Origin of the sequence: Vallitalea longa (genome assembly GCF_027923465.1) — a bacterium.
GTDB classification, from domain to species: Bacteria; Bacillota; Clostridia; order Lachnospirales; family Vallitaleaceae; genus Vallitalea; species Vallitalea longa.
Genome location: NZ_BRLB01000013.1, coordinates 115710 through 138913 on the forward strand (window position 1 = coordinate 115710; position 23204 = coordinate 138913).

General features: G+C 30.3%; 18 protein-coding genes and 1 other RNA gene. 15 read left to right on the forward strand and 4 right to left on the reverse strand.

Annotated features, from left to right (window positions below; translation table 11 throughout):
* The first annotated feature begins 62 nt into the window (after positions 1 to 62).
* Genes QMG30_RS17820 through QMG30_RS17830 form a run of 3 tightly spaced genes read left to right on the forward strand, consistent with a single transcriptional unit; the run spans position 63 to position 3268 of the window.
* Entirely contained in the window at positions 63 to 755 is a 693-nt protein-coding gene (locus QMG30_RS17820; RefSeq protein ID WP_281817698.1) for a tRNA (adenine(22)-N(1))-methyltransferase, read from the forward strand.
* The gene (locus QMG30_RS17825; RefSeq protein ID WP_281817700.1) at positions 746 to 1546 is read left to right on the forward strand and encodes a Nif3-like dinuclear metal center hexameric protein; all 801 of its coding nucleotides are present in this window, start codon (positions 746 to 748) and stop codon (positions 1544 to 1546) included. The genes QMG30_RS17820 and QMG30_RS17825 overlap by 10 nt, the downstream gene beginning before the upstream one ends.
* Positions 1547 to 1603: 57 nt before the next feature.
* On the forward strand, positions 1604 to 3268 hold the full coding sequence (locus QMG30_RS17830; RefSeq protein WP_281817702.1) for a nucleoside kinase: 1665 nt from the start codon (positions 1604 to 1606) through the stop codon (positions 3266 to 3268).
* Between the two features lie 42 nt (positions 3269 to 3310).
* Here QMG30_RS17830 and QMG30_RS17835 read toward each other — a convergent pair whose 3' ends face one another.
* Genes QMG30_RS17835 through QMG30_RS17845 form a run of 3 tightly spaced genes read right to left on the reverse strand, consistent with a single transcriptional unit; the run spans position 3311 to position 5951 of the window.
* Positions 3311 to 4771 (reverse strand): sensor histidine kinase, encoded by a 1461-nt coding sequence (locus tag QMG30_RS17835; RefSeq protein WP_281817704.1) that lies wholly within the window; start codon positions 4769 to 4771, stop codon positions 3311 to 3313.
* Entirely contained in the window at positions 4764 to 5447 is a 684-nt protein-coding gene (locus QMG30_RS17840) for a response regulator transcription factor (RefSeq protein ID WP_281817707.1), read from the reverse strand. The genes QMG30_RS17835 and QMG30_RS17840 overlap by 8 nt, the downstream gene beginning before the upstream one ends.
* 12 nt (positions 5448 to 5459) lie before the next feature.
* Positions 5460 to 5951: a huntingtin-interacting protein K gene (locus QMG30_RS17845; RefSeq protein ID WP_281817710.1), complete on the reverse strand. Its 492-nt coding sequence runs from the start codon at positions 5949 to 5951 to the stop codon at positions 5460 to 5462.
* 334 nt (positions 5952 to 6285) lie between these two features.
* On the opposite strand from QMG30_RS17845, the gene rnpB reads away from it, so the two are divergent.
* The 11 genes from rnpB (at position 6286) to QMG30_RS17900 (ending at position 20875) form a co-directional block, all read left to right on the forward strand.
* Positions 6286 to 6636, forward strand: an RNA gene (gene rnpB / locus QMG30_RS17850) — RNase P RNA component class A.
* A gap of 141 nt (positions 6637 to 6777) precedes the next feature.
* On the forward strand, positions 6778 to 8274 hold the full coding sequence (locus QMG30_RS17855) for a polysaccharide deacetylase family protein (protein WP_281817712.1): 1497 nt from the start codon (positions 6778 to 6780) through the stop codon (positions 8272 to 8274).
* Between the two features lie 130 nt (positions 8275 to 8404).
* Positions 8405 to 9961, forward strand: coding sequence for a spore germination protein (locus QMG30_RS17860; protein WP_281817713.1), 1557 nt, complete (start codon positions 8405 to 8407; stop codon positions 9959 to 9961).
* Positions 9962 to 9998: 37 nt separating this feature from the next.
* Positions 9999 to 11084, forward strand: coding sequence for a GerAB/ArcD/ProY family transporter (locus QMG30_RS17865; protein WP_281817714.1), 1086 nt, complete (start codon positions 9999 to 10001; stop codon positions 11082 to 11084).
* Between the two features lies 1 nt (position 11085).
* Complete coding sequence (locus QMG30_RS17870; RefSeq protein WP_281817717.1) at positions 11086 to 12270, forward strand: Ger(x)C family spore germination protein; 1185 nt, start codon at positions 11086 to 11088, stop codon at positions 12268 to 12270.
* Positions 12271 to 12273: 3 nt separating this feature from the next.
* On the forward strand, positions 12274 to 13389 hold the full coding sequence (locus tag QMG30_RS17875) for a GerAB/ArcD/ProY family transporter (protein WP_281817768.1): 1116 nt from the start codon (positions 12274 to 12276) through the stop codon (positions 13387 to 13389).
* Between the two features lie 623 nt (positions 13390 to 14012).
* Positions 14013 to 14318: a hypothetical protein gene (locus QMG30_RS17880; protein ID WP_281817719.1), complete on the forward strand. Its 306-nt coding sequence runs from the start codon at positions 14013 to 14015 to the stop codon at positions 14316 to 14318.
* A 43-nt stretch (positions 14319 to 14361) separates the two neighbouring features.
* Positions 14362 to 14856 carry an NADH-quinone oxidoreductase subunit NuoE family protein gene (locus QMG30_RS17885; protein ID WP_330680778.1) on the forward strand — a complete coding sequence of 165 codons (495 nt, stop codon included), beginning with the start codon at positions 14362 to 14364 and terminating at the stop codon, positions 14854 to 14856.
* 17 nt (positions 14857 to 14873) lie between these two features.
* On the forward strand, positions 14874 to 17960 hold the full coding sequence (gene nuoF, locus QMG30_RS17890) for an NADH-quinone oxidoreductase subunit NuoF (RefSeq protein ID WP_281817722.1): 3087 nt from the start codon (positions 14874 to 14876) through the stop codon (positions 17958 to 17960).
* Positions 17961 to 17971: 11 nt separating this feature from the next.
* Entirely contained in the window at positions 17972 to 19744 is a 1773-nt protein-coding gene (locus tag QMG30_RS17895) for an NADH-dependent [FeFe] hydrogenase, group A6 (protein ID WP_281817724.1), read from the forward strand.
* A gap of 171 nt (positions 19745 to 19915) precedes the next feature.
* Positions 19916 to 20875, forward strand: a complete 960-nt coding sequence (locus QMG30_RS17900) for a D-2-hydroxyacid dehydrogenase (RefSeq protein WP_281817725.1) — start codon at positions 19916 to 19918, stop codon at positions 20873 to 20875.
* 102 nt (positions 20876 to 20977) lie between these two features.
* Here QMG30_RS17900 and QMG30_RS17905 read toward each other — a convergent pair whose 3' ends face one another.
* Positions 20978 to 21772 (reverse strand): hypothetical protein, encoded by a 795-nt coding sequence (locus tag QMG30_RS17905; RefSeq protein ID WP_281817726.1) that lies wholly within the window; start codon positions 21770 to 21772, stop codon positions 20978 to 20980.
* A gap of 566 nt (positions 21773 to 22338) precedes the next feature.
* Here QMG30_RS17905 and QMG30_RS17910 point away from each other — a divergent pair.
* On the forward strand, positions 22339 to 23166 hold the full coding sequence (locus tag QMG30_RS17910; protein ID WP_281817727.1) for a cell wall hydrolase: 828 nt from the start codon (positions 22339 to 22341) through the stop codon (positions 23164 to 23166).
* The last annotated feature ends 38 nt before the right edge of the window (positions 23167 to 23204 follow it).

The following is a 23204-nucleotide window of genomic DNA, read 5'->3' on the forward strand; positions in this document are numbered from 1 at the left end:
AGTTTCATCCGTATTTTATTTGAGTATTGATGTTTTGTGTTATTTTTGTTGAAGGAGGCAATATGATAATTTCTAATAGATTGAAAGCTATAAGTGAAATGGTTGATTATAACTCTGTCATAGGGGATATAGGTACAGACCATGGTTATATTCCAATATATTTAGCTGAATTAAGAAAAATTAAATATGCTATAGCTTGTGATATTAATAAGGGACCCTTAGAAAAAGCTAATAAAAATATACAAGAACATAATGTTGGAAAATTTGTGGAAACAAGGTTATCTGATGGCTTAGAAAAAATTAGTAGAGAAGATAAAGTAGATACTATAATTATTGCTGGTATGGGCGGAATTCTGATTGAAAAAATTCTTAGCGAAGGTTCTAAAATACTAAAAGATATACATAAATTAATATTGTCACCGCATTCGGACGTAGATCTAATAAGAAAAAAAATTCATGAACTTGATTTTTTAATTATAAAAGAAGAATTAATAAAAGAAGAAGGAAAATACTATAATATAATATGTGCTGTAAAGGGGAAAGAAAAAAAATATGATACTATTGGTTATAAATATGGTAAAATATTAATAGACAACAAAGTACCTTTACTTAAAGAAAAACTTATCTTAGAAAAAGCTAAATATATAAAAGTGTTAGAGATACTTGAAAAACAAAATACAGATAATGCAATAAAGAGAATAAAAGAAATACAATTAGAGCTTAACATTTTGGAAGAGGTGTTGGAATGTCTGTAAAATGTATAGAAATAATTAATAAGTTAAAAGAACTTGCGCCACCTAAATTAGCAGAAAACTGGGATAATGTAGGACTTCTAGTGGGTGATAGTGATGCAGAGATAAATAGAATACTAATATCTTTGGATGCTACAAAAGAAGTTGTTGATGAAGCAGTAGATAAAAAAGTTGATATGATATTAACTCATCATCCAATAATATTTAAAGGTGTCAAAAATATTAATACGTCTAGTGTTATAGGAAGAAAGATAATAAAATTAATCAAAAATGACATCTGTGTATATTCAGCACATACTAATCTTGACGCAGCTAATGAAGGACTGTCAGCTTATTTAGCCAATAGGTTGCAATTAGAAGCTAGTAATATATTAGTGCCAACTAATAATTTTGATGTGCTTGAGCAATGTGGAACAGGACGGATTGGCTATATTGAAGAAATGACGCTCAATGAGTTATGTGTATTCATAAAAGAAAAACTCAACCTAGAAAGAATAAGAGTAATAGGAGACTTAGACAGGAAAGTCAAAAAAGTAGCTGTAAGTCCAGGTAGTTCAATGGAATTTTCTGAAACTGCATATAAAAATGGGGCAGAAGTTTATATAACTGGAGATATTAAATATCATGATGCTCAAGAATTCAAAGAAAAAGGTATGGCTCTTATAGATGCTGGACATTTTGGAACTGAAAATATAGTTCTGGATATGTTTCATGAGTATTTAGAAAAATATTTCAAGAACCAGCTAGAAATAATAACATCTACGGTCAATAAAGATCCGTTTGTAATCAAATGATAAAACCTTAATATCTAATATTAGGACAAAAATAATAAAACGAATGGGGGTACTAACATGAGAAACTTAGTCGAAGTCATACTACCAGACGGTAGAAAGAGACATGTAGAGAAGGGAATATCATTACTTGAACTTAGTAAAAAATATCAAAAAGAATTTAAATCACCAATAGTATTGGCATTAATAAATAATAAATTGAAAGAATTGCGTAGTCATATAAATGAAAACTGTTCATTGGAATTCTTAGATATAACAAGTAGGGACGGTTACAGAACATATCTACGAAGTGTATCATTCTTAATGATAAAAGCCGTATATGATATATCAGGAAGAGGACCATCTACAAAAGTAATAATACATCATTCATTAAGTCGAGGATTTTACTGTGAATTAAAAGGGCATGAAGTTACTGAAGAATTTCTCCTTGAAGTTAAAAACAGAATGGATGAATTAGTGAAAAAGGATATTCCTTTCTTAAAAAGAACAGTTAGCCTTAATAAGGCTCTTAGAATATTTGAAGAAAATTATATGGATGATAAAGTAAGATTATTCAACTATAGACGTGTATCAAGCGTTAACTTATATAAAATAGAGGATTTTGAAGATTATTTCTATGGATATATGGTACCAAGCACGGGTTATCTTGGTAACTATGATTTATTAAAGTATGAAGATGGATTCATACTTCAATTCCAAAGCAGAAATAAACCTATGAATGTAGCACCATTCAAAAATCAAGAAAAATTGTTCAAAACATTAAAAGAGTTTTCCGATTGGGGAGAGATAATGGATGTAAAAACAGTTGGAGCTCTTAATAATAAAATATCAGAAGGTAAAGTTGATGAACTTATTTTAATAGCTGAAGCACTACAGGAGAAGAAAATAGCGGCTATAGCTGATACGATAACAAGAGATATTGACAAGAAAAAAATAATTTTCATTGCAGGACCATCATCATCAGGGAAAACTACTTTTGCTCATAGATTGTCTATACAATTACGAGCAAATGGATTAAAACCTCATCCCATATCAGTAGATAACTATTTTGTTAATAGAGAATTGACCCCAAGAGATAAAAACGGAAATTACGATTTTGAATGTTTAGAAGCGCTGGATATAGAACAATTCAATATGGATATGATGAAGTTGTTAAATAGGGAACCTGTTGAAATGCCAGAATTTAATTTCAAAATTGGTAAAAGAGAATATAATGGGCAAGTGTTGCATCTGGAAAAAAATGATTTGTTAGTTGTTGAAGGTATTCACTGCCTTAATGATAAATTATCAGTTGGTATACCAAAAGAGAATATGTTCAAAATATATATAAGTGCTTTGACCCAACTTAATGTGGATAATCATAATAGAGTACCAACAACGGATGCAAGATTACTTAGACGTATAATTAGAGATAATACTTACAGAGGTACTAATGCAGAAAAAACCATCGCTATGTGGCCTTCAGTGAGAAAAGGAGAAGAGTTATATATATTCCCATATCAAGAAAAAGCAGATGTTATGTTTAATTCGGCTTTGGTTTACGAATTGGCAGTTCTGAAACAATATGCTGAGCCACTATTATTTAGTATTCCAAAAAATAAACCGGAATATATAGAAGCCAAAAGACTAATTAAATTTCTAGACTATTTCTTAGGTGTCAGTAGTGAAAAAATACCTAGAAATTCTTTAATTAGAGAATTTGTTGGTGGAAGTTGTTTTAGATAGAGCAATAAAAAAAGGGGTTTGTCATATAGACAAATCCCTAGTTTATTTTAAATTTGGAATGGATATAGGTATATTTATAATTATTTCTGTTCCCATTTCTAGTTTGCTTCGTACTTTAATTTTACCTTTATGACCTAAAACGATTATTTTAGCAATAGATAGTCCAAGACCATGTCCGCCAGTTTCTCTAGTTCTAGATTTATCAGAACGATAAAAACGGTTGAATATATTACCTAAATCTTCACGACTGATTCCAATACCTGTATCTTTAATACTAATACTTATATCAGAATCTGTTTTAGTAGACTTTAAAATTATTTTACCAGATGGAGGAGTATATTTGATAGCATTATCAACAAATATTCTAATGGCTTGTTTTAATCTATTTCTATCACCAGTTATTAATATTTCTGGAGTAATAGAATCTTCAATAATATGTTTTTTGTCTATGATTTTTGTTTCTCTTATAACTTCATTTAATAGTTCATCAATATAGAAGTTTTCTCTATTATATTTTAGGGTCTGATTATCATGTCTTGCAAGAAATAATAGATTTTCTACAAGATCTTTCATGTTTTCTGCTTCATTCTTTATAGCTTCTATAGATTCATCAAGAACATCTTCATCTTTTTTACCCCATCTCTGTAACATGCCGGCATAACCATCAATTATAGAAATCGGGGTTCTTAGCTCATGGGATACATCAGAAACAAATCGTTTCTGTTTAGTATAATCTGTATTAAGGCTATCAAGCATTTTGTTCAAAGTGTAAGCTAAATCTTTTAATTCATATTTTGCTTCACTGATATTTAATCTAGCATCCATATTATATATTGTTATATCCTTTGCCATTGTGGTCATAGTATATATGGGTTTCAGTACTTTCTTACTTTTTAGTGATCCGAATAGCCATATAATTATTAAACCGAATAGTTCACCAGCACCTACCAGAATTGCTAACATACTTGCTCTATGAGCGAATGCTTGTATATTGAAATAATAAAAGATTTTATGGAATTTGCCGTTAAGGGATATAATATCTTTATAAGGCAATTTTTTATTTTCTTTTATGAACTCGAAATATTTCAACTTGGTTTCTGGATATGGTGTATCATAAATATTATTGTCACTAGAATAAACGATATTATCATCAAGTTCTGTTATTATGATATCACAGTCTCTAAAAGTAGCGACTGTTTTTATTTTATTCTTTAGTTCCAGTTCCGTGGTACAACTACGTAATATATCTTCATCTATAGATATTTTTTTTGGTATGAAAATTTTATGCTCTAAATATAAATATCCACTTATAACTATTAATATCGTAAAAATACAGCTGATTATATATAGAGTGATATAATTATAAGTTATTTTTTTCTTAATAGAGAACTTGACTTTCCGAATATTATTATTAAAAATATTGTTGAATAATTTTAATATCGTATAGGGTAGGATAATAATATTTATTAGTAATTTTTTCATGAAACTAAAAAATTTATTCATCTTTTATTAAATATCCTACCCCTCTTACCGTATGAATCATGTCCATACTATATTTTTGATCGATTTTACCTCTTAAATATCTAATATATACATCAATAATATTAGTATCTCCATAATATTCAAATCCCCAAACTTTTTCTAGAATATTTTCTCTGCTTAGAACTATGTTCCTATTTTCTAATAGATACACAAGTAATTCAAACTCTTTTTTGGTTAATATAACCTCATCTTCATTTACTTTTACTTGACGTTGTTGTTTGTTGAGAGTTAAGTTTTTAAAAGATAGAATAGAATTGTTAGTTGTGCTATTGATTACGTTTCTTTTAAGTGCAACTCGCATTCTTGCTAGGAGTTCTTCTATAGCGAAGGGTTTTGTAAGATAGTCGTCTGCACCCATATCAAGTCCCATTACTTTATCAGATACGTCATCTTTTGCGGTAAGCATAATTATAGGAACACTTGATGTTTGTCTAATTCTTCTACATACTTCAATTCCGCTTAATATAGGTAACATTAAATCAAGTATAATTAAATCCACATCAGATTTTAAGCCTTTTTCAAGTCCTTCCCTGCCATTAGATGCTATATCGACCTCATAACCTTCATATTTTAATTCAAGTTCTAAAAATCTTGCGATTTTGGTTTCGTCTTCAACTATTAAAATCTTGTTTGACATTTGTACCACCTCTTAATTTTCAATATTAACTTCGTTGTAGTCTTCATCTTCAGTTACTTCTAATGTAGAAATTATATCATCACTTTCTTTTGGAGTATTAGTTGGTTTAACAACATTACTATCATGGGAATTTGCATTATTCTTTTGAATAATAACTTTGCAATCAGTTATAATAATGATTAATAATACAAACAAAAGGTCGATAAAACTTAGATAAATGTATCTCATTCGTAAGAATAATAAAAAAATGAGTATTACCATAATTGGTAGATTCATTAAAGTTTCATTCTTTCTGATGATAATCAATTTATACTTGAGCATATCTACAATAATATCTTTTAGTTTACTAAACATCCTACGGAAAATAGAATTCTTTTTCTTGTTTAGATATCTTATAGCTTTATTTAAGTCACCTTTTGATTTTCTTAATGCTTTTTCAGCATCAGCATAGCTTATATTCATTTTTTTTAGAATATATTCAATATCATTATCTCGGATAACCATGCTATACCTCCTTTGGTTACATTGGGAAATTAGATTTCCTTAGAATGACATAACATATGATTATAAAAATATTATAAAAAAGTATTATTATTATCACTTTAATATGTAATTAAAATTTAATTAATTTTAATCTAAATATGGAATTACTATACACATTATAAATCAATTATAGTAAAATTGAAACCAGTTTACTATTTATTTTTAAATAAAAGCTAAGGAAATTGCAATTATTAAGGATTTATTACGAAAAAATTAAACAATTATGGAATTTACTACATTTATAAAAAATGCCATTTGACAAATAATATATATAACGATATAATTACTAACTGAATGAGTAAGCCAAATGGTCGCGCATACTAATGTTGAAAAACTGTATGTGAGGAAAGTCCGAGCTCCATAGGGTAGGATGCCAGATAACGTCTGGTGGAGGTGACTCCAAGGATAGTGCAACAGAAATAAACCGCCAAGAAATTGGTAAGGGTGGAAAGGTAAGGTAAGAGCTTACCGCCCTTTTGGCGACAAAAGGGGCATATGTAAACCCCATCTGGAGCAAAACCGCATAGAAGAGCATATAGTGGTGACCCGTCACGCTCTTGGGTAGGTTGCTAGAGCTTACTGGTGACAGTAAGTCGAGATAGATGACCATTCATGACAGAACTCGGCTCATCGGCTTGCTCGTATTATTTACAAGACTTATTTGGATTATACAATTAAGTCTTTTTATATTATATTGTTTGGGGTAAATTATATTAAAAATGATTAAAATACAGTATAATAGGGTTATATTCATAAGGATCTGAGTCCTTATTTAGGAGGGAAGTAAATGAGTAAAAAGATTTATATGATATGTTTAATAATTATAGTTGTAGGTATTAGTGCATCTTGTAAAAGTAGTGAAGAAGAAGCAAAAAAATATGGTGAAGAGTTTAAGGTAATGGTAGATGATTTTGGTAAAGGAGAAATATCCTACAAACAGTGCGATAAATATTACGAAGAGATTGATAAGAATAAGGTGACTGATTTAATTTCGGATCTATCAACCAAAATGAATAATATTAATGATTCAAAAAACAATTATTCTTTAGGTGAAGAAAAATATAAGGATCAGCAATGGTCAGAAAGTATTAAATATTTTAGTAATGTAATAAGAGATGACGAAGAAAATTTTAGCGATGCAATTGAAAAAAGAAATGAAATCATAGATACATATATCAAAGAGACTGACAGATTGGAACTTGGATATTTTTATGATGAGGCAATTGCTAAGTTAGAGGAGATAAGTTCTTATGTGACAGATTCTAGTGTTGTAAGTGATAAAATACAAGAATATAAAAATAGAAAAAACGATATAGTATTATATGAAGGAGATATCAAGAATATATTTTTCCATTCATTGATTGCTTTTCCAGAATTGGCTTTTGATGGTGATTTCATGGAAGAAGGATATAATATGTGGATGACTACTGTGGATGAATATAAAAAGATGTTAGAGCAGATGTATGAAAGAGATTATGTTTTGATTGATGTCAATATGTTATATGAGACAAAAGAAGTAGATGGTAAGCAGGTAGTCGAAAGAAAAGATTTGTATTTGCCAAAAGGCAAAAAACCAGTAATTCTTTCACTTGATGACCAAAACTATTATGAATATATGGAAAAAGATGGTTTTGCTGATAGACTTGTATTGGATAAAGAGGGGAATGTAGCTACTTTTACTAAATTACCTGATGGTGGAAATCTAGTTGCTAGAGATAATGATTGTATTCCAATAACAGATGTCTTTGTTGAAAAACATCCAGATTTTTCTTATAGAGGTGCAAAAGGGATTGTAGGATTAACTGGATATGAAGGAATAATGGGTTATAGAACAGATTTATTTGATTCACCCACATTCGAGGAAGATGTTAAGACTACCAAAGCTATTGCAAATAGATTAAAAGAGACTGGATGGTTGTTTGCTTCACATAGTTATGGACATATTAGGTTCCCTGAAAAAGGTATGCCTAGAGTTAAGAAAGATACCAAACAATGGGACGATGAAGTACCACCGATAATAGGTGAGACAAACTTATATATATATCCATTTGGTGCTTCAGTGGGTAAGGATGATGAAAAATTTAAACTCCTTCAAGAATATGGATTCCAAGTATTTTTTGGTGTAGGAGTTCATACTAATCTAAGATTTACAGATGATGCTGTGCTGATGGATAGATGTAATTTGGATGGATTCAGAATGCATTATGGTAAGAATCAATTAGAAGACTTGTTCGATGTTGATTATGTGTATGACAAGAGTAGACCAAAATTTAAAGATAATTAGTATTAACAGTACCCCTGAGTTTTAAACTCAGGGGTTTATTTACGTTATAGTAGATTTAATTTTTCATTTATGGAATATTTTTTATAGTTATCCAAATAATAGCTATATAAATATAGTAAGGATGAAAATCATGAATAAATATATCGAGAAATTTATCAATAAGAGTTTTAATAAAACATCAAATAAAAATAAAAAGAATATCAATAAGTACAATAGAAAAATATCTACTAACCTTCAAACTAATATAGCTTATATTAAAAAAGAATTCGGCAATAGTCATGATATCATTTATCGTGAAATTAATATAGGGAGTAAAATATGTGTTCCGGCAATAGTAATTTCAATTAATGGGTTAGTTAATCTTAGTGTCCTGGATTTTGATATTCTAAAAAGAGTAATGCATGAAGATATAAAATTAAAAGAAGATTTTTTAGAATATATTAAAAAAAGTATTATAACCATGACTGATATTAAAAATATTGATAATATGGATAAAGTATTTGAAGCTATATTATCAGGTGAATCAGTAATGCTCATTGATGGATATAGTATTGCTTTTGAACTTGATACTAGAGGATGGGAAGATAGAGGCATTAGTGAACCTATAAACGGATCAGTTGTCAGAGGTCCTAGAGAAGGATTTTCAGAAACTCTTCTTCTTAATACAGCGCTATTAAGAAGAAGAATCAAAACACCTAAGTTGATGTTTGATTTAATTAATTGCGGTGAATTTACTAAGACTGATATAGTTATAGCGTATATTAAAGGTATAGCAAATGATAAGATAGTTAAAGAAGTAAAGGAAAGAATCAATAAAATCAATATAGATGGTATATTGGACTCAGGCTATATTGAACAGCTAATAGAAGATGAACCAATAAGTCTATTTCCTACCATAGGAAATACTGAAAGACCTGATCAAGCGGCAGGTAAATTATTAGAAGGAAGAATTGTCATATTAGTTGATGGTTCTCCTATTGCCTTAACGGTTCCTTATTTATTTGTTGAGAACATACAAGTTACTGAAGATTATTATACAAGACCTTTTTATGCTACTTTTACAAGGATAATCAGGATATTATCAATCATCATTGTAGTTTTTTTACCTGGATTCTATATTTCAGCACAGACATATAATCAAGAAATGCTTCCTACACACTTATTTATAACTATGGCAGCTTCTAAAGAAGGGGTTCCATTCCCTGCTTTCATAGAAATATTGATAATGTCAATACTATTTGAAGTTCTGAAAGAAGCAGGAATCAGAATGCCAAAGCAAATAGGTCAAGCACTAAGTATAGTTGGAGCGCTTGTACTAGGTCAAGCAGCGGTAGAAGCAGGCTTTGTAAGTAATCCAGCAGTTATGATTACTGCATTGACGGGGATTGCTACATTTGTAATATATTCACTTAATGATTCTATTACAATTCTAAGGTTTATTTTTATGATTCTCGCAGCAGTAGGTGGACTATTTGGTATGCTTGTAGGGACAATATTTTTATTATTACATTTAGTAAGTATTAGATCATTTGGTGCACCATATATGTCACCATTTGGACCTAGAAATGCAAAAGACATGAAGGATTCAATAATCAGAGCTCCTTTGTGGATGATGACTTCAAGGTCTCAGATCATCAGTAAAAACAAAAAGAAGCCTTCTGACAGATCTATTGATACTAATAGGTAGTAAATTGGAAATAATAATTTTTTGAATGGAGTATATGATGAATGAGAACGGTAAGATTTCATATAAACAAATAGTTAGTCTGATTATTATGACTATTTCACCTACAGCCATATTATATCTTCCTACTTTGATATATAAAGAAGCTAAACAAGATGGTTGGATCAGTATTATAGTAGTAACTGTATATTCTTTATTTTTAACATTCGTAATCAATAAACTGAATTTGATGTTTGTTGATAAAACTATAATTGAGTATAGTGTAGATATAGTTGGAAAATATTTTGGAAAAACTATTGGTCTAATATATTGTGTAATGTTCATTAATCTTAATAGTACAGTGATTAGAGAATTCTCAGAATTTTTGGCGGGACCTTTCATGATGGAAACACCTATATTGTTTTTTACTATAGGTATCATGTTGCCCTCCATATTTGGAGTATATAAGGGTATAGAAGTGATTGGGAGAACTGCTCAGATTATTTTGCCCATATTTATTGGTGCAGTTGTGATAATCATAATATTAGGAATAAAAGATATGAATTTCAGTAATCTACAACCAATAATGGAGGATGGTTTTGTTCCTGTGTTAAAAGGGGCAACGAGACAGATGAGTTGGTTTAGCCAACCAATGATACTAGTAATCATTATGCCTTTTATAAATAACCCACAAAAAGTAGGTAAAACGTCATATCTAGCTGTTATTTTGACAAGTTTTCTGATTCTATCAGTAAATATCAGCATAATAACTACGTTTGGCTGTCAGACAAAAATAATGATTTATCCCTTTTTATCATTTGCCAGATATATAACTGCATTAGGTTTTATTGAAAGACTTGATTCCATAATCATGTTCTTATGGATAGGAGGAGTTTTCGTCAAGATTGTCGTTCTTCACTATTGTTCGGTTATTTCTATTAGTCAATTATTCCAGGTTAAGGATTATAGGAAACTATCTATACCTGTAGGCATTATTCTTATCGTCATATCAACTGTAGCATGGAAGAGCTTGGTAGAATTAAAAGATTATATCAAATCATTTAATTATTACTTTAATGTTTCTATTCAGGCTGGTATTCCAATTACATTGATTGTAATAGAGAAAATCAAGAGGAGATATATATAACATGAAAGTTAAGGTTCCATTGATAATAATGATAATAGTACAGATGTTATTATTAACCAGTTGCTGGAGTAAAAAAGAATTAGATGAAATATCAATCTTATCCGGGGTGGGCATAGACAGTTATGATGAAGAAAATCTATTATTGACTATGCAGGTTATACTACACAGAGAAATGAAGATTGAATCTCAGACAGGAAAAAGAGGAGAGGAAAGTCCTACTCAGAATATTGAAGCTATAGGTGGTTCGCTTATTGATGCAAATAGAAATTTCGTACTTCAAACTGGTAGACATGGGTATTGGCCTCATATAGCAGTAATTGTTATTGGAGAAGAACAAGCAAGGAAAGGTATATCTCCTATATTGGATATATTAGAAAGAGATCATGAAATAAGGCAAAGAACCTATCTGCTGGTTACCAAAGACAAGGCAAAGGATATATTAATGGCAGAAACAGTTGACTTAGAAGTTATTCAAGCATATAACATCAAAGATATGATAGAAAACTCATATGAACATGGTGAAAGTGCCAAAGTGGATTTACACAAATATTATCTCATGAGTTCAGAGAAGAACAATAGTTGCTATGTAACTGGCATCAATACTATCAAAGATGATAATACAGAAAAAGTCACAAGTAACTTGGAGTTAAAAGATACTGGTATATTCAAAGAAAACAAACTTATCGGATGGTTCGATTCAGAACAAACCAGAGGATTGCTATGGATAATAGATGAGCTTAACAGTTGCGTTTCTAGAATAAATTATCCAAAAGATAAAAAGGATTTCGTTTTCATAGAAACTTTACGTAGCAAAACAAAAGTCAAACCAGTAGTCAAAAATGATAATCTGGAAAAAATTGTAATTGACGTGTCATCACAGAATATTCTTGCCCAAGCCAACGAGCATATTGATTTAACTAAAGTTGAGTCATTAGATGAAATAGAAAAGGAATTGGAACATCTGGTAAAAACTCAGATGGAAAGCTCTCTAGTCAAGGGAAAAGAACTTAATGCAGATGTATTTGGCTTTGGAGAGATTATCCATAAGTACGAACCCGAATTGTGGAAAGAGATAAAAGAATATTGGGAAGACATATTCTTGACTACACCAATTGAAATAAATGTTGATATGAATATCAAGAGAACTGGTCTAATATCAAAAAGTAAAAAAGATGAAGGAATGTAAGTGATGTTTGAAGATGGAAAAATATCGTATAGAAGTGTTGTTGGGATAATTATCACAACTATAGGACCAACTGCAATATTATATTTACCAACTATAACTTATAAAGAAGCTAAACAAGATGGATGGATTTCTGTATTGATAACTACAATATTTGGTTTCATAGTTGCTTATTCCGTAGCTAATTTAGGAAATATGTATAAAGACAAAACAATCATACAATATAGTAAAGATATAATCGGTAAGATACCTGGTAAGATAATAGGGTTTGCTTATTGCATCCATTTCATATATATAAATGCATTCATACTAAGAGAATTCGCTGAACTCTTAGCTGGAGCTTTCATGAGTAAGACCCCTATCTTATTTTTCGTAATCGGTATAATATTACCTTCTATTTATGGTGTCTATAAAGGTTTGGAAGTAATAATAAGGATAAATCAGATTATATTTCCCATATTTATGTTATCCATATTAGCTATACTAGCATTTTCATTGAAAGATACTGATTTTACAAGAATATTACCTATCCTTGATAATGGAATAGAGCCGATTATTACAGGAGGATATAGGAATCTGCTATGGTTTACTGAGGTAGTGGTTCTAGCTATGTTTATACCATATATTAACGAACAAAAAAAGATTAAAAAGCCGATAACCATAGCTTTACTTATTGTTGGAGTATTGGGTGCATTCATAAATCTGATAATAGTTGCTACTTTTGGTGCCAATACTGAATATTTAACTTATCCATATCTTTCATTAACTAGATATATAAGTGTGGGATTCTTAGAAAGACTGGATGCCATAATATTATTTATGTGGATTGCTGGAGTATATATGAAGATAGTGGTATTTCATTATTGTGCAACTCTAGCTTTAGGACAATGGCTGAATATCAAGAAGTTCAAAATTTTAGCAATTCCAATAGGAATATTATTAGTTGTTTTATCATATGTATTATGGGACAACCTTGAATTGTTAAAATATCAGATTGCATATATATTTGTTACACCATTTGTTATAATACAAGGTGTAATACCTGTTTTACTATATATAATAGCTCTGATTAGAAATAAATTTAATAAAAAGAAGGTAACTAGCAGTTTGAATAACAAATAATAATTATAATTTTAAAATATTTACTTGGAAAATATCTAAAATTGTATTATACTATAAACATCAGCATAATTTCATTAGGGAAAAAATGTAAAAAAGTTATAATTTCATAGTTATATAACATTATTACATTGCTATGCTAAAGTAGATTAAGTTTATTCTTAATATAATTAGTTTATATAGTCTTTTTATCTTAAAACTGTTAGTAGATTAATATAATATATTATATATATTTTAATTAATTGTTTTTTGTTTGTCTTATATATACTAATATTTACATAATTATTTCTATATAGATGCTCAATAACTTATCTGAAATTAACTTTGATAGTGCAAAAAGTCATATCACTAAACCTAATAATATTTTTTCTTATATATACTCAATAATACAATCTAAATAAAATAATAATATTATCATTATTCATAGGATAGCTATTTAAATTTTTAACTATCAGAATCTTCACATCATGGTGATACTAGATAATATTCGCAATTTTGAAATGATTGAATATTTATATTGGAGTTTTTTATCTAATTAAGGTATTCATTCATATAAAGCAATTACTATAACTTTATAATAATAAGGTTTATTAGTAATTGCAAAAAAATCTTAAGGGGTGTGATTCATGGAGGAAGTAATTAGTTATTTAAAGAAAAAGAGTCAACTAATTTATGACATCAATTGCATCAAAAAATATATTGAAGGAGGGGATTATGATAAGAATCTGAAAAGCACTTGGGAACGTTACAAGAAAGAACTCACTGAACTCAATCAAAAAATTGAAGAAATCAGAGTACCTCAGCTAAAAGAATTTGATAATAAAAAACAGGATATTCTAGATTCCATTAAAGAGCATGAAGAAAAAATTAGACTATTAAGGAAACAGTTGAAAGATATTGATAAAATAATAATCAAATTACAAATGGATTAAACTTATTAACTGTTTCAAGTAAACAATAGTAAGGAGAGTAGATATGGATAAATTAAAAAAATGTCAATGCGAAGATATGAGTGAAGAAGAAAAAATAGCCATAATAGAAGAATTTATTGATGAGTATAAAAACAAGGAAGGATCTTTAATACAAGTATTGCATATTGCTCAAACTATTTATGGCTATTTACCTATTAACATTCAAAAATTAATTGCAGATGGATTAGACAAGCCTTTATCAGAAGTTTCTGGTGTTGTAAGTTTTTATTCATTTTTCTCAACTACCCCAAGAGGAAAGTATACTATAAGAGTCTGTTTAGGGACAGCATGTTATGTCAGAGGTGGTAAAAAAATCCTGGATAAGTTACAAGAAATATTAGGCATTGGAGTAGGTGAGACTACAGAAGATCAAAAATTTACTCTAGAAGTGATGAGATGTATTGGAGCCTGTGGTTTAGCTCCTGCTATATCAATTAATGATACTGTGTACAAGCAGGTAAATCCAGATAAACTTAGCGAAATACTAGAGAAATATTAGTTGAAGGAGATGAAGTCATGGCAAAAATAATGAATATAAGTGATTTAAAACAAATCAAAAATGAATTTGATGAAATGACAAAAAAATATCAATATAACTTACATGTATGTTTTGGTGCTGGTTGTATTTCTTCAAATTGTAAAGATGTAAAAGATGCTCTAGTAGAAGCTTTAAAAAGATATAATTGTTATGATAAAGTATTAATTACTGAAACTGGATGTATAGGAGCCTGTCATCTTGGTCCCTCACTTTTAGTAGAACCGGGAAATATCTACTATATTAAATTGCAACCTGAGGAAATGGAAGAGATAGTACTAAAACATATAATAGGTGGACAAGTAGTAGAAAGAAAATGTTACTATGATGAAAATTCAAAAAAACATATACATAAACTCCACAAGATACCATTTTTTGAAAAACAGAAAAAAATTGTACTTAAAAATTGTGGACAAATTGATTTTAGTTCAATAGATGAATACATAGCTCATGATGGTTATCTATCATTAGAGAACATTTTTGAAAATAAAACTCCAGAAGAAGTAGTAAGAGTGATGAAAGATTCTGGATTAAGAGGTAGAGGTGGTGGTGGTTTCCCAACGGGATTAAAATGGGAATTCGCAGCAAGGTCTGAGTCAGACCAAAAATATGTTATATGTAATGCTGACGAAGGAGACCCAGGAGCTTTTATGGACAGAAGTTTGTTAGAAGGAGATCCTCATGCAGTTATAGAAGGTATGACTATAGCTGGTTATGCTATAGGAGCTAATAAAGGTTATGTTTATGTACGTGCAGAATATCCTTTGGCTGTTGAGAGATTGAATATTGCTATAGAAAAAGCTAGAGAATATGGACTATTATCAGATAATATTATGAATAGTGGTTTTTCTTTTGATATTGAAATCCGTATAGGAGCAGGAGCTTTTGTATGTGGAGAAGAGACAGCTCTAATGAATTCAATAGAAGGAAAAAGAGGAGAACCAAGACAAAAACCACCATTCCCATCTGATCGAGGTTTGTTTGACAAACCATCTATCATCAATAATGTGGAGACGTTCGGCAATGTACCTTATATCATGCTATATGGTGCAGACTGGTTCAAAACTTTTGGAACAGAAAAAAGCAGTGGTACAAAAGTATTTGCTTTGGCAGGTGCTATCCATAATACAGGTATAGTTGAAGTGCCTATGGGTGTAACACTAGGGGACATCATATATGATATAGGTGGTGGTATTAAGAATGGAAAGAAATTTAAGGCTGCTCAGACTGGTGGACCATCGGGAGGTTGTCTGACTAGTAATTGCCTTAATACACCTATAGATTATGATTCATTAAAGTCAAAAGGAGCTATCATGGGTTCTGGCGGACTTATTGTAATGGATGAAGATAACTGTATGGTTGACGTAGCAAGATTTTTCATGGAATTTGTTCAAGAAGAGTCATGTGGTAAATGTGTTCCTTGTAGACTTGGTACTAAGAGGATGCTTGAAATCCTTGAGAGGATAACTAGAGGTGAAGGAAAAGAAGGAGATATTGAAAAGCTTATTGAATTAGGTGAAACCATAAAAGAAACTGCGCTTTGTGGTCTTGGACAAACTGCTCCTAATCCTGTACTTAGTACAATTAAAGAATTTAGAGAAGAATATGAAGAACATATAAGGGATAAGAGATGTCGAGCAGGCGTGTGTACTGACCTTTTCATATCACCTTGTCAGAATGCCTGTCCAGCAGGAGTTAATGTTCCAGGTTACATAAGTCTTATTGCTGCTAATAGATTAAGAGATGCTTATAACCTAATTCGTAAAGATAATCCATTTCCAGCGGTATGTGGTAGAGTATGTACTCATCCATGTGAAAGCAAATGCCGAAGGACACAGTTGGATGAAGCACTTGCTATTAGAGATCTTAAGCGGTATATTGCTGATACCATTCTAGAATCAGATGAACCTTTTAATGATCTCAAATTCCCACCTAAAGGTAAATCAATAGGTATTATTGGAGCAGGTCCTTCAGGTCTTACATGTGGTTATTATTTATCAAGACTTGGTTATGATGTTACAGTATACGAATCCCATGATACTGCTGGAGGTATCTTAAGATATGGTATTCCTGAATACAGACTTCCAAGGGATATATTGCAAAAAGAGATTAAGACTATAGAGCAAGCTGGTGTGAAAATTGTACTTAACTCTGAAGTTGGTATTGACGTAAGTTTTGAAAAACTTAAGGAAGACAATGATGCCATTTATGTAGCAACGGGTACTCAGTATTCTAATAAGATAAATGTTAAAGGTGAAAATTTAGATGGAGTGTATCATGGACTTGATTTCCTTAAAGACGTCAATAAAGGAAAAGATGTAAAGGTAGGTAAGAAAGTCGCAATAATTGGTGGAGGTAATACAGCAATAGATGCCGCAAGAGTTGCTCTTAGATTAGGTGCTCCAGAAATACATATCCTTTACAGAAGAAACATAGATGATATGCCAGCTGAAAGAAGAGAAATAGATGAAGCTCTTGAAGAAGGCATCATCATTCATACTCTTGTATCACCAATAGAGATTATGGGAGAAGATTCTGTAGAGAAAATTAAATTAGTTAGATTAGAGCAAGGCAAATTTGATGCTACAGGAAGAAGGAGACCTCATATAATTGAAGGGTCAGCTTTTGAAATGGATTTTGATATGATTATACCTGCTGTTAGTCAACATTCTGATCTACCATTCATTAATAAAGATGAAGTTGAAATGACTAAATGGGGTACATTTGTAGTTGATAATAAGAGTAAAATGACTAATATTGAAGGAGTATTTGCTGGTGGTGATGTAGTAAGAGGACCAGATACTGTTATATGGGCGATTGCAGATGGTAAAGAAGCTGCTATTTCTATGGATAAGTTCTTAGGCGGAGATGGAGTTTTAAATACAGGAGAAGATATTGAAATTCCAAAACCAGATGCAGAAGTTCAGGTGTCTGAACATATGAGATTTGAAATGGATAATATATTACCAGAAGATAGAAAAAATAACTTTAAAGAGATATCTAAAGGATTCCATAGATTGAATGCTATCGCAGAATCTATGAGATGTTTAAGATGTGACAAAAGATAGGAGGATTAGTAATGGTAAAAATAACAATTAATAATAAAGAATTTGAAGTACCTGAAGATATTACAATTTTAGAAGCTGCTAAGATGAATGGTATTCTAATTCCTCATTTTTGTTACCTTGAAGATGTTCACAAAAATGGTTCTTGTAGAATATGTTCTGTTGAGGTAGAAGGAGCAAAAACTCTTCAAGCAGCATGTATGACAAAAGTTACAGATGGTATGGTGGTTCATACCAATACTAAAAAAGTGAGACAAGCAAGAAAGATATTATATGAGCTAATGCTTTCAGACCATCCGAAAGATTGCCTTAGCTGTGATAGAAACAGGCATTGTGAATTTCAAGAATTAGGTGAATTATTAGGTATAACAGATAATACATATGAAGGTGAAATGTCTAGATGCTATATAGACGATAACAATCCATGTATTGTTAGAGATCTATCCAAGTGTGTTCTATGTAGACGTTGTGTAACTATGTGTAATGAAGTACAAGGTGTAGGAATCCTTAATAATCAAAATAGAGGATTTGATACTTTTGTTGGTCCTACTGAAGGATTGAATCTTAATGATATCAATTGTACATATTGTGGACAATGTACTACAGTCTGTCCAGTGGATGCCCTCAGTGAAAGAGATTCCATAAAAGATGTATGGAGAATGTTGAGTGAAGAGGGTAAGAGAGTAATTGTTCAGACTGCACCTGCTGTTAGGGCTTCATTAGGTGAGGAGTTCGGTTATGAGCCAGGTACACTGGTTACTGGTAAAATGGCTTCGGCTCTAAGAGAAATTGGATTTGATGATATATTTGATACTAACTTCGCTGCTGACCTTACTATTATAGAAGAAGGTAATGAGTTATTAGCAAGACTTGGCAAATTCGTTAATAGTGAGGAAGTCGCACTTCCTATGATAACAAGCTGTAGTCCAGGTTGGATCAAATATATAGAAAACAGATTTCCAGAGCAGTTAGCTCATCTATCATCCTGCAAATCACCTCATATGATGTTGGGAGCAATAGCTAAATCATATTATGCTGAGAAGATAAACGTTGACCCAGATGATATATATGTTGTATCTATTATGCCATGTACAGCTAAGAAATATGAGATAACCAGAGAAGAAATGAAAAAGGATGTTGATGCTGTACTTACTACAAGAGAATGTGCTAAAATGATAAAAACGGCGGGTATAGATTTCAGAAATCTTCCCGACGGTAAATTTGATAATCCCTTTGGTATTTCAACTGGTGCAGCAGATATATTTGGTACTACTGGTGGTGTAATGGAAGCTGCTATAAGAACAGTCTTTGAAATACTAACAGGAAATGAATTACCATTTGAGAACTTACATGTGAAAGAGGTTATGGGTCTACAATCCATAAAAGAAGGAGAATTATATCTAGAAAAGACTACAGATGAATATAAAGCATTTGAAGGGCAGACAGTTAAAGTAGCTGTTGCAAGTGGTCTTGCTGCTGCAAAAATCCTTCTTCAACAAATAAAAGATGGTATTAGCCCGTATCATTTTATAGAAATAATGGCATGTCCAGGGGGATGTCTTAGTGGTGGAGGTCAGCCAAGACCAACAACTAAAGATGTAAGAGAAAAGAGGATGCAGGCTATATATAGAGAAGATGAAGGTAAAGAATTAAGAAAATCTCATGAAAATCCATTTATAGTTAAATTGTATGAAGATTATTTAGGTAAACCTCTAGGACACAAATCACATGAACTATTGCATACACACTATGTAAAACGTGGTTTGTATAATGAATTAGTTAAATAAAACATAGAAACAGGTACTTATAATATCTTAGTGCCTGTTTTTTATTTAATAAATAATTAGGATTACCCAATAGATGAAAATATATCTTAATTACTTATTGATAATTATTGATTTATATAATTCTAGATAGTATTATGGTAGTGTAACAAAATTATTAAAAGGAGAATAACTATGAAAATAGTAATTTTAGATGCGAATACATTAGGTGATGATCTTGATCTATCCGTCTATGATGATTTCGGAGAAGTAGAAGTATATGGATTTACATCTAAGGAACAAGTTGTAGAAAGAATAAAAGATGCTAATGTCATAATAACCAATAAAATAGTTCTTGATGAGAGTAATCTAAAATATGCTAGAAATCTACAATTAATATGTTTAACAGCTACAGGAACTAATAATGTAGATAAAAATTACACTAATGCTCATGGCATAGTTGTTTCTAATGTAGTGGGATATTCAACTGAAAGTGTAGTACAACATACTTTTGCATTACTGTTTTATCTATATGAGAATCTATCGTATTATGATAGATATGTTAAATCAGGAACATATGTTGGAGATAGTGTGTTTTCGCATTTTGAAAACAAATATAATGAGATTAATGGAAAGACATGGGGGATAATAGGATTAGGTACAATAGGAAAAAGAGTTGCAGATGTAGCTAGTTGCTTTGGTTGCAGAATGATATATTATTCTACATCAGGTAATAATCATAGTACAGAATATGAAAAAGTTAATCTAGACACATTAATAAGAACTTCTGATATTATTTCCATACATGCACCCCTAAATGAGAATACAGATGACCTTATAACATATAAGGAATTTATTAATATGAAAGATACTGCTGTTATTCTTAATTTGGGCAGAGGAAGAATAATAAATGAAAACCATCTTGCAAAAGCTCTAAAAGAAGAGTTGATTGCTGGAGCAGGAATTGACGTACTGGAACATGAACCTATCAATGAAGGTAATCCATTATTGGATATACAAGATAGTGGTAAGTTATTCATTACACCACATATAGCTTGGGCTAGTGTGGAAGCTAGACAAAGGGTGATTATTGAGATAAAAGAAAATATTGCTTCCTATATAAAAGGTACTCCAAGAAATGTTGTAACAAAATAATATAAGAAGGATAAGAGTATTTTTTATCCTTCTTATATTTCTATAAGTCTTATACTATATAATGTATGTTTGTAAATCATAATAATAAAATGTAAATAATAGTTATTGGTGTAAGGATAAGATTTTTTTGGGTAATTTGATTGAATCATATATTTTAGTATATTCCTCGTATGAATCAATTTCTGATATGAAATTTTTATTATATTTAATAGTAGATATATTATTGGAAAGAACAAAATCTACTGCTTTATTATAAGCTATAGCAGCTTCTATTTCTGTTTTGTATGTTCCTATCTTCATATATCCGTTTATTCGTATTTTTGCTAGGTATAGGTATTCATTTTGATTTGTCATTCGTTCAATACCATAGTATTTGTTGATTATAATAATATTATGGTATCTCATATTGTTGTTGTCACCGTCTTTAAAATGATAGTCTTTTCCCTCTACAGCAAAATTCTTGATTCCGTATCTTGATAAGATGTTAACCTGCATACCGTAATCATTAACAAATAGATACCCTCTCTTTCTAAAAATCTTATGATTGGAATAATAAAATAAATCATCTACATCAAATGTCAGCTCGGTTTTCATATCTATAAAATAAGAGAAATAATATTTATGAAGATAAATAGGGTTCTTTATGTAGTATTTGTTATCTCTGAAATTAATTAACATCACATGTTTTTCAAAAGACAGTAAACTAGTATCTTCATAATCAAAAATGGTTACACTGGAATTCAAAACATGTTTAGCTTCTAGGTAAGCTTCATGTGCATATGCTTCATATCTATAACTACCTAAGCTTATGTGTTTATTCTTGTATGTGATTGAAGATCTATAATATAGAGTACCGTCTTTTTTGGTAGCTTTTGAAACACCTTTTAATGAAGTCATTAGGTCTTTTATCCTTTCTCAATTATATCCAAATATATATTTTCAAAAACTTTATGTATAAAACTAAATATATCGGGAACAATCTAGATGCTAAGACGTTGGCATGTTGAATACATATATAATAACATGTTTTCAATAAAATATATATCGGATAATTATTGTTATTATATTATATTGTTTTAATACAAAAAAATACAATATTTGTATTGTAAATAATTAGAAAAAATTGGAAGCGAAAAAGTATACATATAATTACTAACAAAATTGTATTTGATAATTTACACAAAAAAATTTTTTGGTGTGTTAAATATAACAAAATAACAATTGGAAAAAATAGTAAATAAATATAAAGTGCATGAAAACATTAATTGAAAATTCTGAAAAAAAATAAAATGTACCAAAATATTTAGATGTTAGTTGACACATTATGTATGTTTTACTATAATCGCTATGACAAGCAAAATGTTAAGAAAGTATTACAAGCTTGTTAAAAAATTCAATTTCATATAACATGCTAGATTGTCTTAAATATTATGAAATTGTCTATAGTAAAAAGGAGAAAAATTATGTTTAAAGTAAAGAATCTTCTAAAGGACATATTTTCTTCAATAAAGCATATACCAAAGAAAGCATATACTAACGGGTTAATAGTATTGACAGGTTGTATGATGGTAACTGTACTCTACTTAGGAGTTAACGGATTCTTTGGTTCGCATACTAATGTAGTAGCAGCTTTAGAGGAGAATACTGAGGAAGAAACGGATGTTTCGGATGTAAAGTCTATTGAAGAAGAGGAAGCTTATCTTGCACTGAATATAGGGACTGCTCAGCTTACTGATAGTCTTAGTGATATATTGAGTGTAGAAGAAACAGAAGAAATAAAAGAAGAAGTTCTTGAAAGTGAAGAAAATATTTTAAAACCTATGAAAGAGCCGCTGGATAATAGCGATGAAAGACAGCTACGTACAGCAAGTTATAAACCAGAAGAACCAAAAGACCAATTAGTTAATATTTCAGCTAAGGATTATGAAGCCTTGACACGGATTGTAGAAGCTGAAGCTACTGGTCAAGATTTAACTGGAAAAATATTAATAGTGAATGTCGTAATGAATCGAGTAAAAAGTTCAAAGTTTCCAAATGACATTTATGGTGTTATACATCAGAGTAACAATGGAAAAGTACAGTTTTCACCAATAAGTGACGGAAGATATTATTCTGTAACAGTTACGGATAGTACGAAAAAAGCTGTTGAAAGTGCATTTGATGGTGAAGATTACTCAAATGGTGCATTATACTTTGCCGCAAGGTCTCTTGCTTCACAGAAGGCAATGAGTTGGTTTGATAGTCATCTTACCAAAGTATATGAATATGGAGGACATGAATTTTTTAAGTAGATAAATAATTATATATATAATGGGCAATCTTGAGATTG